Source organism: Ekhidna sp. (assembly GCF_039940915.1).
Lineage (GTDB): Bacteria > Bacteroidota > Bacteroidia > Cytophagales > Cyclobacteriaceae > Ekhidna.
The window spans coordinates 859,412-872,049 of record NZ_JBDVFO010000003.1; the positions used below are offsets into that span (position 1 = coordinate 859,412).

General features: G+C 41.5%; 13 protein-coding genes. 4 read left to right on the plus strand and 9 right to left on the minus strand.

The annotated features are described in order from the left end of the window. Nucleotides 1-3: 3 nt before the first annotated feature. Nucleotides 4-516, plus strand: a complete 513-nt coding sequence (locus ABJF57_RS18755; RefSeq protein ID WP_462232878.1) for a GNAT family N-acetyltransferase — start codon at nucleotides 4-6, stop codon at nucleotides 514-516. Here ABJF57_RS18755 and ABJF57_RS18760 read toward each other — a convergent pair. From ABJF57_RS18760 to ABJF57_RS18780, 5 genes are all read right to left on the minus strand, one after another. Next, nucleotides 513-1,844, minus strand: a complete 1,332-nt coding sequence (locus tag ABJF57_RS18760; protein WP_462232879.1) for a hypothetical protein — start codon at nucleotides 1,842-1,844, stop codon at nucleotides 513-515. The two genes, ABJF57_RS18755 and ABJF57_RS18760, sit on opposite strands and share 4 nt — an antisense overlap. A gap of 1 nt (nucleotide 1,845) precedes the next feature. Continuing rightward, nucleotides 1,846-2,751: an AAA family ATPase gene (locus tag ABJF57_RS18765; protein WP_462232880.1), complete on the minus strand. Its 906-nt coding sequence runs from the start codon at nucleotides 2,749-2,751 to the stop codon at nucleotides 1,846-1,848. Nucleotides 2,752-2,867: 116 nt separating this feature from the next. After that, nucleotides 2,868-3,506, minus strand: coding sequence for a transglutaminase-like domain-containing protein (locus ABJF57_RS18770; RefSeq protein WP_462232881.1), 639 nt, complete (start codon nucleotides 3,504-3,506; stop codon nucleotides 2,868-2,870). Between the two features lie 7 nt (nucleotides 3,507-3,513). Next, nucleotides 3,514-4,674, minus strand: coding sequence for a methionine aminotransferase (locus tag ABJF57_RS18775; RefSeq protein ID WP_462232882.1), 1,161 nt, complete (start codon nucleotides 4,672-4,674; stop codon nucleotides 3,514-3,516). Nucleotides 4,675-4,741: 67 nt separating this feature from the next. Further along, nucleotides 4,742-5,788, minus strand: coding sequence for a response regulator (locus tag ABJF57_RS18780; protein ID WP_462232883.1), 1,047 nt, complete (start codon nucleotides 5,786-5,788; stop codon nucleotides 4,742-4,744). Nucleotides 5,789-5,912: 124 nt separating this feature from the next. On the opposite strand from ABJF57_RS18780, the gene ABJF57_RS18785 reads away from it, so the two are divergent. Next, on the plus strand, nucleotides 5,913-6,107 hold the full coding sequence (locus ABJF57_RS18785) for a PLD nuclease N-terminal domain-containing protein (protein ID WP_462232884.1): 195 nt from the start codon (nucleotides 5,913-5,915) through the stop codon (nucleotides 6,105-6,107). Here the strand turns inward: ABJF57_RS18785 and ABJF57_RS18790 are convergent. Then, nucleotides 6,088-7,380 (minus strand): PAS domain-containing sensor histidine kinase, encoded by a 1,293-nt coding sequence (locus tag ABJF57_RS18790; protein ID WP_462232885.1) that lies wholly within the window; start codon nucleotides 7,378-7,380, stop codon nucleotides 6,088-6,090. The genes ABJF57_RS18785 and ABJF57_RS18790 overlap by 20 nt on opposite strands. Nucleotides 7,381-7,503: 123 nt before the next feature. Between ABJF57_RS18790 and ABJF57_RS18795 the strand changes: the two genes are divergently transcribed. Beyond that, nucleotides 7,504-7,950, plus strand: coding sequence for a universal stress protein (locus ABJF57_RS18795; RefSeq protein WP_462232886.1), 447 nt, complete (start codon nucleotides 7,504-7,506; stop codon nucleotides 7,948-7,950). Beyond that, entirely contained in the window at nucleotides 7,931-10,300 is a 2,370-nt protein-coding gene (locus tag ABJF57_RS18800) for a heavy metal translocating P-type ATPase (protein WP_462232887.1), read from the plus strand. The genes ABJF57_RS18795 and ABJF57_RS18800 overlap by 20 nt, the downstream gene beginning before the upstream one ends. Here ABJF57_RS18800 and ABJF57_RS18805 read toward each other — a convergent pair. The 3 genes from ABJF57_RS18805 to ABJF57_RS18815 form a co-directional block, all read right to left on the minus strand. Then, nucleotides 10,293-11,129 (minus strand): sulfurtransferase, encoded by an 837-nt coding sequence (locus ABJF57_RS18805; protein WP_462232888.1) that lies wholly within the window; start codon nucleotides 11,127-11,129, stop codon nucleotides 10,293-10,295. The two genes, ABJF57_RS18800 and ABJF57_RS18805, sit on opposite strands and share 8 nt — an antisense overlap. Nucleotides 11,130-11,138: 9 nt before the next feature. After that, nucleotides 11,139-11,432, minus strand: a complete 294-nt coding sequence (gene trxA, locus ABJF57_RS18810) for a thioredoxin (RefSeq protein ID WP_462232889.1) — start codon at nucleotides 11,430-11,432, stop codon at nucleotides 11,139-11,141. A 92-nt stretch (nucleotides 11,433-11,524) separates the two neighbouring features. Further along, complete coding sequence (locus ABJF57_RS18815) at nucleotides 11,525-12,616, minus strand: adenylate/guanylate cyclase domain-containing protein (protein WP_462232890.1); 1,092 nt, start codon at nucleotides 12,614-12,616, stop codon at nucleotides 11,525-11,527. Between the last annotated feature and the right edge of the window lie 22 nt (nucleotides 12,617-12,638).

Below are 12,638 nucleotides of genomic sequence, written 5' to 3' on the forward strand. Positions count from 1 at the left end.
CATATGTCTATCAAAGTATCCATAGCAAGTGAAGGCGACTATCAAAAAATAGGTCGGTTGATGGTGGGTGTCTATGCTGATCTTCCAGAGTTTCCTTCACCTGAGCAACAACCAGCATATTACGACATGCTGGCAAACATTGGAGAATTTGCTCAAAAGGAAAGTGTCGATATTTTAATTGCAACCAAGGATGAAGAGATTCTGGGAGCAGTTGTTTATATCAATGACTTATCAGATTATGGCTCCAACGCTGATCTTAGTAAGGAAAATGATGCTGCAGCTTTTCGTTTATTAGCCGTTTCGAATGACGCGAGAGGATTAGGAATTGGAAAATTGTTGACGAACGCGTGCATAGATAAAGCCAAATCGAATAAGCTCAGTCAGATGATTATTCATACAACAGATTCAATGAAAGTTGCTTGGAAGATGTATGAAAAGATGGGCTTTATGAGAGCTCAGGATCTTGATTTTTTGCAAGGCCAATTGCCTGTTTATGGCTTTCGTCTAAAGTTTTAACCTTCCGTACTTTTTGAATTCATTTTCCTTACCGCCCGCTCTATGCCACTTGGGGTGAGTGGAAACATAGGCACTAGTTCTTTCATTACCTGAATGGTATATGTGCCTGGCCAGTATTTGAGGGGCTCTGGATTTAGCCATACAGTTTTCTTAAACTTCTTGGTGATGGCTTGAATGTTTCGAATACTTAGTGGACTCAGCTCGTAAGGAGCCATCGCAGAGTCACCGATGAAAAAGATTCGATAGTCTTTATTATGCATTAGCAGCTTCTCCATGGAGATGTAAGTTGATCTTCGTTCATCAATCCATACACGATCATAGACGGTGTTGTGGAAGTAGTATACTTCCAAATCATGTGCAAAACGAGTTTTCATCTTTCGAAACAACTGTTGGACACTTTTTATATATGGTGCCATTGAGTAGCCGCCGTTATCGATGAGGACAATGATCTTAAGCTCTTCAAACTTTTCGCTGGTCATTTCAGGAAGGAAAAGACCTCCTCGTTTCAATCCAGATTTTATGGTATGTGGGACATCCAATTTTTCGATTGCACTTTCTTCAATAACACCCTTGATGGAGGCGAGTGCTGCATCCACATTGTTGTCATTGAGCAAAGCATCACGATCCACCGGGAAGTAGTTCTTATCTCCGATGACCTTTCGGGCCATTCGCCCCCCACCTTGACCACCAACACGCAAGCCGTTCTTAGCGGCACCTCCGTGACCGTAAGGAGAGATACCACCCGTACCTATCCAATGACTACCGCCGCTGTGATTGGTGCGTTGTTGATCTTTCACTTTTTCCATTCGTTCCAACAACTCATCCAGGGATAAATCTGAGTAATCAGCCATTTTGTCTAGCACTCGTTCGGCAGGTTGACCTTCAATGTTTTGTCCATCTTCATCTTCCAAATCAGGATTGTCCTTATCCCAGATCTCTTTGCCGTTGACCACTTCCTTTATATCATAACTCGTCAGATGTACTTGATCTAGGAACGTGTTAACCAGATCTTCCTCTGTAAGATCAATGTCCTTGTCAGCTTCGTCTACATATTTTGTTTTCCACTTTTGGAATGTTTCTGATCGGAGAATAGCATCTTCCAGCGTCTGACCTGGTGCGATGGGGACATGAAGGAAATATTCGTAATAGGCTTTGGTAAAAGGGCCAATATCTTCCGGTTCTTTCACGACTATTCCCTTTAGCGCATTGTGAAGGTCTCCCAGCGTTCTGATCAATCCTTTCTGCATGGCCTTCCTTAAGGTAAGGAGGGTGCGTACGTCCGTTTTCAGGCCGTGCTTGCGAAAAGATGCTGGTAATGAGCTGAACATTTTAATTCAAGTAAGTTCCTAAATTATCGCCGGCGCCAATCATTCGATTGACCCGCTCCATATCTGCTTGCGTTTTGATCAAGGCTCCTACGCCTTCCAGTCCCTGTATCTTTTCGACGGCCTCTTTTGGAGATGAATCACTCATATACTTGAGCCAGTTCAATACTTCCCGAGTTGTTGGAGCCCTTTCTAATCCTAAACGTCTCAAGTGATAAAAGACATCCAACGCAACTTTGACTACTTTTTCATCAAGGTCTGGATGGTGTTTTTCCACAATCTGTCCCATGACTTCTTTCTCTGGAAAATGAATATAATGATAGATGCATCGACCTTTGAAGGCTGTGGGCAGTTCTTGTTCCCTATTGGAGGTAATCACAATTGCAGGCATAGCTTCTTCGGAAACTTCAATTACCTCACCGGACTCTGGCATAATGAATTTTCTGTGGCTCAATGCATACAGCAAGTCATTCGGAAATTCACGGGGAGCCTTATCAATTTCATCAATGAGCAGGACCGAATTGGGTTTGCTGTAAGCTACGGCAGCCGGACCTTTGACCACATAATCACCCAACTTTTCGGGATTTCTATTTCCGGTAGACAGTCTGCTTTCTAAGCCTTTTTCTTCTCGCTGCGCATTCAGGATTTCAATCTGAGAGTCTCTCAAGTATTTCACGTGATCAAAACGAGCTACGAATTGCTCCACATTGCTTTTGGAACCCACGGGATACACTTCTAAATCGAGTCCTCTGTCTTTAGCATAATGAATAGGGAGTTCTGTTTTCCCGGTGCCAGGCTCACCCTCAATGAGCAGCGGCATACCTAAGGTGCGCGCCATATGAAAAGCTTGCGCTAAATCTGGGTCACATAAATACTTCTCGGATCCGGTCCAATGTGTGGTTTCTGCCATATTTATCGTTTGGTCATTTTGAATCTGCCTGCCAAAAGGCTGGCTTGTTTCAGAATCTGTTCATACAATTTAGATACTGAAATAAATTCATCAAGACTTTCAATTTAACAATCTATTTACAATTTCAATTCACCAGCATCATTCATCAAACTCGCTAGCTTAGGATAATTCTCTTTCATGTTGCTTTCAATGAATTCCAAAGGAACATCATCAAATGAGCCGTAATCTTCAAGGTATTCCATGAATTCGTTGCCTTCTTTATCAAATTGTTGAAAAATGGAATCTTCTGATCCATCGAAATCAAGGGGCTCTACGCCTGTCATGCGACAAAGCTCTTTGTTGAAAGCTGGTGTAGCCTTGATCCATCGTTTGTTGACGTAAACATCCACCATGCCATGAGGAGTTAATTCATTGGTGCCAAATTTTTCCGTAAGTCGTTCCACGGCAATGTGATTTTTCACTTTGGCCAGATGAAGCTTAGCAGGAATTCCTAAGCCTCTCAAACCAGTAATGTAAAGCACCGATTTGTCAATGCAATGTCCATGGCTTTTTTGAGCAATGTTGCTTGCTTTCAAGGCATCTTTTCTGAATACGATATCGTATGGATTGTACCGCCAGCCATCTCTTACTTTTAAGTATAAACCGGTAGCTTTTTCTTGATCACTGAGCATTGGATTTTTGAACGCTTCAATGAGTGCCTGAATAGCAGGCGATTCGTAATCAAAGAAGTAAGTGCTGGATGTGCTGGCTAACATATTCAATTTAACGCTTCAGTTTCATCAATCGTTCTGCCGCCGATTCAATTGTCTTCTCCTCTTTGGCAAAGCACAGCCGGATCACTTTGTCTTTGGGTGCATGGGTATAGAATGGAGACATTGGAATGGCCGCCACGCCTATTTCTGAAGTGAGGTATTTAGCAAACTCCAAATCAGGCAAATCACTCACTTCTTCATAGCTATAGGCTTGGAAATACGTGCCTTTGGCTACTTTAGGAATGAGCGGAGTATCTGCTAAGAGTTCATTCATTGTATTTCTTTTCTTTTCAAAAAAGGAGGGAAGGTAATCGTAATGCTTGGGTTCCGCCAGGTAGTCGGCGATAGCAAACTGTACAAAGGAGTTGGTGCAAAATACATTCCACTGATGAACCGCTTTGAATTCATCAACTAAGTATTCTGGCCCGACTATGTATCCCATTTTCCAGCCTGTAGCATGGAGGGTTTTGCCAAAAGAGAAGACCGCCATTGACTGTTCAAACAGGTTGGGGAACCGCATGATGCTTTGATGCTTTTCACCATCGTAAATCAAGTGTTCATACACTTCATCACTTAAAACAATGATGTTCGTGTCTTTCACAATCGCTTCCAAACATTCCATGTCTTCCTTGCTGAGGATGGTTCCGCTGGGATTGTGCGGAGTATTGATGATGATCATGCGGGTTTTATCATTGACCATGTCTTTTACCCGATTCCAGTCGATGGAATAATCAGGATGAAGCATTTGATAGGGTTTTACTTCCCCTCCGGCAAGCCTTATTTGTGGTGTATAGCAATCGTAAGCAGGCTCAAAGATGATGACTTCATCTCCTGGATTTACAAAAGTCATGATTGCTGTATAGAGTGCTTGTGTAGCCCCTGCTGTGACACAAATCTGCTTTGCAGGATGGATTGGCATTTTGTAAAGCCGTTCCATTTTAGTACTTAGGGTTTGATTAAGCTGTGGCAGACCAGACAGAGGGCAATACTGATTTTTACCTTCACCAACGTATTTAGCTACTAGTTCTTTGAGTTTTTCATCACATTCAAAATCCGGAAACCCTTGCCCTAGATTGATAGCCTTGTGCTCTGTCGCTAACCTGGACATGATTGTGAAAATATTGGTGCCTCCCGCTGGAAGCTTGGCTTGAATACGTACTTGTTTTCCCATAAAATCAAAAATAGAGGGGAAATGGCGAATCGAACAGAAAAGTGTGATTGATTTGAGCGGTTGGGTGCTAATACCTCACCGCTTTTATTTTTTCTGGTTCAAGTATCGATATGGCACTTCCATTAATCTCAATCCAGCGATCTTTTTTGAACTCCGAAAGAATCCGAATTACGGACTCTGTTGCGGTACCTACCATGCCTGCTAGATCGGCTCTTGAAATATCAACAGTTACGATATCCTCATTGCCTGTGTAGGTTTCGTAGAGTTTATACAAAGAGTCTGCTGTTCGCTTTCTGACCGTATTGTAAGCCATTTCCATCAGCTCATGTTCCCTTTGAGAGAGGTTATTGGATAGCATTTTTATGAATTGGCCTGATACTTCCCGGTTTTTAAATATTAATTCCTGAAAATCACTTTTGGGAATCAAAAGCAATTCCGTCTCTTCCATTGCTTCAGCAAATTCCGTTCGAGAAGCGTCCTGAATCGTGGCTCGCTCACCCAGAAAGTCTCCTTCTTTTTTGATGTCATAGATAAACTCTTTGCCATCTTCGTTGATTCGGTAGGTCTTTACTTTTCCCTTTTTGATTTTGTAAACGAAAGAGCCTAAATCACCTTCTCTGTAAATAATGTCCTTTTTTTTGAAGTTTTGAGCCTTTCGCTCTTTATCCAGTGCTTCAATGTTGTCGTATTTTGATGCTTTCTCTACAAGTTCTTCTACTTCAGACACTTGACTAAGGTCAACATACTTCTTCAATCTCCTTTCGATCGCTCCCAAGAGTTCCATTTCTTCAAACGGCTTGGTGATGTAGTCATCGGCACCCATGTTCATGCCTTTTCTAAAATCAGACTTTTCAGCTTTTGCGGTAAGGAAAATAAAAGGTAGCGAAGAGGTTGATGGGTTTTTGGATAGCAGATACAGTACTTCGTATCCATCCATTTCAGGCATCATAATGTCGCATAAAATCAAGTGAGGAGGCGAAGCAAGTGCTTTTTTCACACCTTCTTTCCCATTCGAAGCAAAGGATACGTGATAGTTTGATAATTCCAATAACTCAACAATGTTTTCTCTTACATCTTGCTGATCTTCAATGACTAGAATATGTTGTCGGCTCATGTGTCAGGGTACTTCTTAAAGAAGCCAAATTAGTCAAAAGGAGTGATGATAATCAATTCTCTGACTAAGTATTGTCATGAAAGAAGTTGTTCATTCATGTTTTTTTTGAATAAAACTTATAACAATGAATATCTGGGTTTTCGTAGGTGTCTTTGCAGTGGCAGTAGCTGTCTATGCAATGATCAATATTTTGTTGGCGAGATTTTCTACTAACAAAAAAATGCTTTGGTTTGCCATAGTGGTACTTGTGCCGGTACTAGGGCCACTAGTGTACTTATTTAATAGAAAAAACATTGGGACTAGTTCTGAGGAAGTTTAAGCGTGAAGGTGCTGCCTTTGCCTTCTTCACTTTCAAAGAATATTTCACCATTGATCAACTGAACGTATTTCTGAACAATGTTGAGCCCTAACCCTGTACCCTGGATGTTGGTGGCATTACCCGCTCTGAAAAACCGCTGAAATAATCGCTTTTGTTCTTCTTTGGGTATGCCAATTCCCTGGTCTTTCACCTGAATGCAAAGTCCATCTTTTGAGTTTAAAACAACAGTGATGAATGTTCCATCTGCTGAATATTTAATGGCATTGGAAAGAAGATTGATGAGGATGTTTCTTAATATATGTGGATCAGTATGTATGGTCGAAGCTTTTCCTTCAACTTTGATTTCTTGGTTGTTTTTAAGATTGTGACCCATTTCATCGATCAGGTCATCAATGAGTTCACGGGGATTTATTTCCAAGTTTTCGACACTTTGTGATCCGCTTTCGAGTTTTTCAAGTGATAGAAAATCATTGAGGATACTTGTGAGATTTTGAACACTTTTTCTGATCCGCTCGATGTGCTTTTCTCTTGCTTTTTGTTGATCACTTTCCGTGTATTTGGCAATGAGGTTAGCAGAAGATAGCACAGTGGTGAGTGGTGTTCTAAATTCATGACTAGCCATGGAAACGAAACGCGATTTGAGTTCGCCGAGCTCTTTTTCCTTTTCCAATGATTTTAGAATTTCTCGTTCAGCTTGCTTTAGATCTGTTAAGCTTTCTTTGAGGGCATCCTCGGCAAGTTTCCTTTCTTGTATCTGACTTTCCAAACCCAGATTGAGATGCTCTAATTCACTTGTTCGGTCTTTGACTTTTCTCTCGAGCTCGGAGGTGTATTCTTTGAGTTTTTGTCGCTGTTCTTCTAGTTTTCGTTCATTTTCTTTTCGAATGGAAATGTCGGTAATGAATGCAACAACCATCTTTTGGTTCTTGTGCTCGATATAGCTAAGGCTTATTTCAAGTGGAAATGAGCTGTCATCTTTTCGGAGCCCGGAAAGGTCTCTACCTATGCCCATTCGTCTAGGTTCAGGTTTTTTTACGTAATCATCCCTGTATTGCTTGTGTTTATGCTGAACACGCTTAGGAACCAGGTTTTCAACCTTTAAACCAATAAGTTCTCCTTCATTATAGCCAAACATTTCTTGAGCTCGGGGATTTACCATTTCAATGCTACCGGTGGTGCTAAAGATCATTATACCTTCTCCTGAACTCTCGAACAGTTTTGCGAGTAGTTCCAGGCCTTGTTTAGAGACGATATCCTGACTGCTGAGCTTCATAGTAAGTTGATTAATATCGGTAAACCTATGCTGGAATGTGACAAAATTCAATATTCCGCTTGATGAATGTCAATATTGAACGCATAGAGACCGTATAGTTTTGAATCTTAAAACTACAACTGCGTGATCTCAAGTATACTTATTCCAACAGATTTTTCTCCCGCTTCATGGAAGGCCACCCAGGTTGGGCTGGAACTATCCAAACTGAATGGTGAGGCAATCTTGTCGCTTCTACACATTTATCCAATGGCCGCTCGCTATACGAACAAAGAAATTCAGGTCATTAGTCAGCAAAAACTGAAAGAGGTAGAGAAAAGGATGAATCAATTATCCGTTGATTTCATAGATCAACCAGAGAAACGCATCAAAAATTTGGTGCTTTCCGGTAATGTGGAAGAGACCATGATTCAGTTTATACGAGATAATGATTTTGATTTGGTGATCGTGGGGATAAACAGCAATGGACAAAATAATGAGATCGGAAGTCATACTGTAAGTGTCATCAGGGAGAGCGGAATACCCGTAATGATTGTGCCCAACAAAATAGCAGATGGAGACATTGCAAACTGAGGAATTGATTTGCCATCACTGCGGAGATCCATGTGATGAATCTATACTAAGTGAGGATCATCCTTTTTGCTGCTACGGTTGCAAGGCCGTATACGAACTCCTTGATCAAAGTAACCTCAATCAATTTTATTCAGAAACCTCTGTAGAAAATAAGTCAATGTCCGAACTAAAAGCAGAGCGAAAGTATGCTTTTCTGGACAATGAGGATATTCAAAAACAACTATTGAAATTTAGAAGTGATGAAGTATCTGTCATCAGACTTTTTCTTCCGGGCATTCACTGCAGTTCGTGTATCTATTTACTGGAGCATTTATCTAGGCTAGAAGCAGCCGTGCTTCGCTCGGAGGTAAATTTTGTGAAACGAGAAGTAGTGATCACGTTCGATCATAATGAAAAATCGCTCAAAGAGTTGGCTGTTCTGCTTTCGCAATTGGGTTACCCTCCTGGTATCTCTCTCGATAGCCTGGATAAGACAAAGAAGCAGGTATCGAAATCAAACGTGGGGACAAAGATTGCAGTAGCTGGTTTTTGTTTTGGTAATGCCATGCTCATGAGCATGCCAGAATACCTGGATCGGAACTTTTTACTTACTCATGATTTTAAGACAGTTTTCAGTTGGATCAACCTGGTGTTGGCTTTTCCAGTATTGCTGTATTCCGCAAGTGATTATTTTGAGAAGGCATGGAAGGGCTTAAAATATGGGAATCTCAACATTGATGTTCCCATTGCTTTGGGGATTCTAACCCTATTTGGAAGAAGTGTCTATGAGATTGTATCTGGAACGGGAATGGGATACGTGGACTCCCTTGCAGGCTTGGTTTTCTTCTTGTTGATCGGCAAATGGTATCAGGGAAAAACGTACCAGGCACTTGCCTTCGATCGAGATTTCACCTCCTATTTTCCAGTATCTGTTACTTGTGTGGTGGATGATGAGGAAATTCAGCGACCGTTGAGAGAACTGAAAAAGGGAGACCATGTAATCATTCATAACGATGAACTCATACCTGCCGATGGACTTTTGAAAAAAGGGAAGGGGCATGTGGATTACAGCTTTGTGACGGGCGAGTCTAAGCCCGAGACGAAAACAATGGGCCAAATGGTATATGCAGGAGGTAGACAAAAAGGTGGGGAGTTGATGATTGAGTTGACTCAGACCGTTAATAACAGTGAGCTGACCAGTGTTTGGAATTCACAATCTTTCAAAAAAAAGAATCAGGTGGATCTACATACCTGGGTAGACCAGATCAGTAAGTATTTCACGCTTGCAATAATCTTTTTAGCAATCTGTACAGGGATCTACTGGTGGTTGAATGATCCAGCTCTTGTTTGGAATTCTGTGACCGCCGTATTAATTGTGGCCTGTCCATGCGCATTGGCGCTTGTGCTACCCTTTGCTTATGGCCATGCGATGCGCAAACTTGGCAAAGAAGGCCTTTACTTGAAGAATGCAGAAGTCATCGAATCCTTAGCAAAAGTAGACTCGATTGTGTTTGATAAAACGGGAACATTGACTACCGCAGAGGCCGGTATTAGTTATATAGGAGAAGTGATTGATGGCAAAGAAATGATATGCCTTAAATCCGCTTTGGGAAATTCTGCTCACCCTTTGAGTAGACTGATCCACCATGAGCTACCAGCATGCGAGAAACTGCCATTGTCAAATTTTGAAGAGATTCCTGGAAAGGGATTTATAGCCAAAATTGATGAGATCGTAGTTAAGGTCGGATCAGCTGAGTTTTTACAGGCGACTTCAAACGGCAGTGTCAATGAATCCAATGTATTTGTGCAGGTAGGAAGTAGAAAAGGCCATTTCATTATCAGATCGTCGTATCGAAGAGGAATTTTTGAAATGCTCAAAGACTTGAACGCCAACTATCAAATGTCCCTACTTTCAGGAGACAATGATGCAGAAAAATCTAAACTAAAGCCGTACTTCGAGGAAGTGCATTTTGATCAAAAACCTGTTGACAAGCTGGAATACCTTAAAAATGATGAATGGAATCAGCTAATGGTTGGAGATGGCTTGAATGATGCTGGAGCTCTCAAAGAGGCTTCTGTAGGGATAGCTATTTCCGAAGATATTCATCAGTTTTCTCCAGCATGTGATGCTATACTGTCCGCTGAGAAAGTAACTGCTCTCCCCATAATTTTAGGCTTTTCCAAGCGGGTGATTTGGATTGTATTTATTGCTTTTGGTATATCATTTTTATACAACATCATTGGACTTTCATTCGCCATGACAGGCCATCTTACGCCGCTCATTTCTGCCGTATTAATGCCAATAAGTTCAGTTACAGTAGTTGGATTTGTAACGCTTATGGTGAGTGGGCTGGGTCGAAAATTTAATTAGTTTTCACAGGGAGATCATTGGACTGTCCCCATTCACTCCAGGAACCATCATAAATTGCTAAATCCTCATAACCAGAAAGGTGAGCTGCAAAAAGAATAATGCATGCAGTAAGGCCAGAACCGCAAGAGAATACCAATTTTTTGCCTTCAATATTGAGTGGAGCAAAGAGCTTCTTCAAATCACCTGAGGCTTTCATGCGATACCCTTCCAGGACATGCGGAAAGGGAAGGTTGATGGATTTAGGAATATGCCCACCTCTGAGCCCGACTCGCGGCTCGGGCTCTTTTGCATAGAATCTTCCTTCCGATCGGGCATCCAATACCAATACATCATTGTCGCTGATATGATTGAAAACATAGCTAGCGTCTACGAAACATTTAGAGTCGAACGCTGACTCAAAGTTGCCTTGACCTTCACTTGACCCTTGCTGTTCTTCTATTTCAAATCCTTTCTCAACCCATACTGGAAAACCACCATCGAGTACAGCAACGTTAGCCAGTCCCATGGATTTTAGCATCCACCAGGCTCGGGGAGCGGAGTATATGCCATGCTTATCATATACAACAACAATACTTTCTTTCCTTATGCCGAGTTTTCGAGCTTCAGTTTGGAACGGAACAGCGTCGCACATCATGTGAGGTAAGTCAGTCTCATGATTTGAGAATGCTCCATCAATGTCGAAATACTGGGAACCAGGTATTTGTAGATTGTGATGAGGAACTTCACCAGCTGATTTAGGCTTAGCCAGGGTAGCGTCTAAAAGGATTAAGTTCGGGTGAGCTAAGTTTTCCTTGAGCCACTCGGCAGATACAAGTGCGGGAATTGACATACCTGAAATTTAGGCACTTTCTATTGCCTGCTCTAGCATATGTTTTGGGATAGCTCCTGATTGCCTCCATACCTGCTGACCGTTCTTGAACAAAATGAAGGTTGGTACACCTTTTACATTGAACTGTCGAGCAGCTGCCTGATTTTTGTCTATATCCACTTTGATGATCCTTGCTTTGTTACCTATTTCAGTTTTTAGCTCTTCCAGAATTGGAGCCATCGTTTGACAAGGACCACACCAGGTGGCATGAAAATCAACAAGCACTGGCTGATCTCCATTGATTAATTCATTAAATTTTGACATATCATCACATTAACATCATTTTGAGCGCCGTGGTTCGTGTCTTCACGAACTATAAGGTTGACATATCATCATCATTTGCAGACCAATTAGTTCTATACTTCCTCAATGGCGTATAGTTTAATGCTTTTGGATTTGCCTCGAAGATCGATATGACCTAGACTTTTGGTTTGCTTTTTTGCAATATCCAACTGGGCAATCAATGCATCCGAAACCAGCATGTTTACACCATATTCATTGCATTTTGACTGAATTCTGGCGGCAGTATTGAGTACGTCTCCTGAGTAAGCAATTTCACGTTTAATAACGCCAATTTCACCGGCCATTACATGACCGTAATGCAGCCCTGCTTTGAATTCTGGCTGTATGTTGTATGTTGAGATAAAATACTCTTCCTTTTCATTGAGCAATCGCTGTGCATCAAAATAGCAGTTGACACACCGGTTGCTCTTTATTCCCTGATTCTTTTCCCAACTCACCACCATTTCATCCCCAACGTACTGGTATATCTCTCCTTTGTTTTTTAAAACTGCAGGAGTCACCGTTTGGAATACTTCCTTTAAAAAATGGAAGTATTGTTCCTCACCCAACTTTTCTGCAATAGTCGTAGAAGAGCGCAAGTCAAGAAACATAAACACACGCTCTTCGCGAGTGGGGTTAAAATATTTGCCCATCAGGAATTTGCTAAATACTCCAGGGCCGTATTTGTCATTTACCTGAAAAACAATCAGGGTGAGGAGTACAATGACTAACCAGAAGAAGAAAGGAACCAAGAGACTTGGACTTCTGTAGGCGTTTTCGACATGATTCCAACCTTCTGCGCTGAAGATGCCATAGGATTTGTCGTATGTGTTGTTGAATAATATAACAGGAATGGTAACGAGATTGAAAATGATCACATAGGAGATCAGAATACTCGTTAAAGTCCACCCATAAGGCTTACTCCTCAGCCAGCTTTCCCAGAGAAAGACAATGGCACTTCCGCCAATGATACCAGCAAATAGCGCAGTAAGTACACTGATATAGATGCCTTGTACATGATTGATCTTTCCAATGTCATAATTGGCATCCCAAATGAAATTGGCATCAACCACGGCTGCCCAGCCAATCATGTAGTTAAATATTGAAACAACAGTCCAGGCAATGGTTATAAAAATGATTTTTTTGAGCTGTTGATTAAGTCTCATACAGGAGCATTAAAGTCAAGCA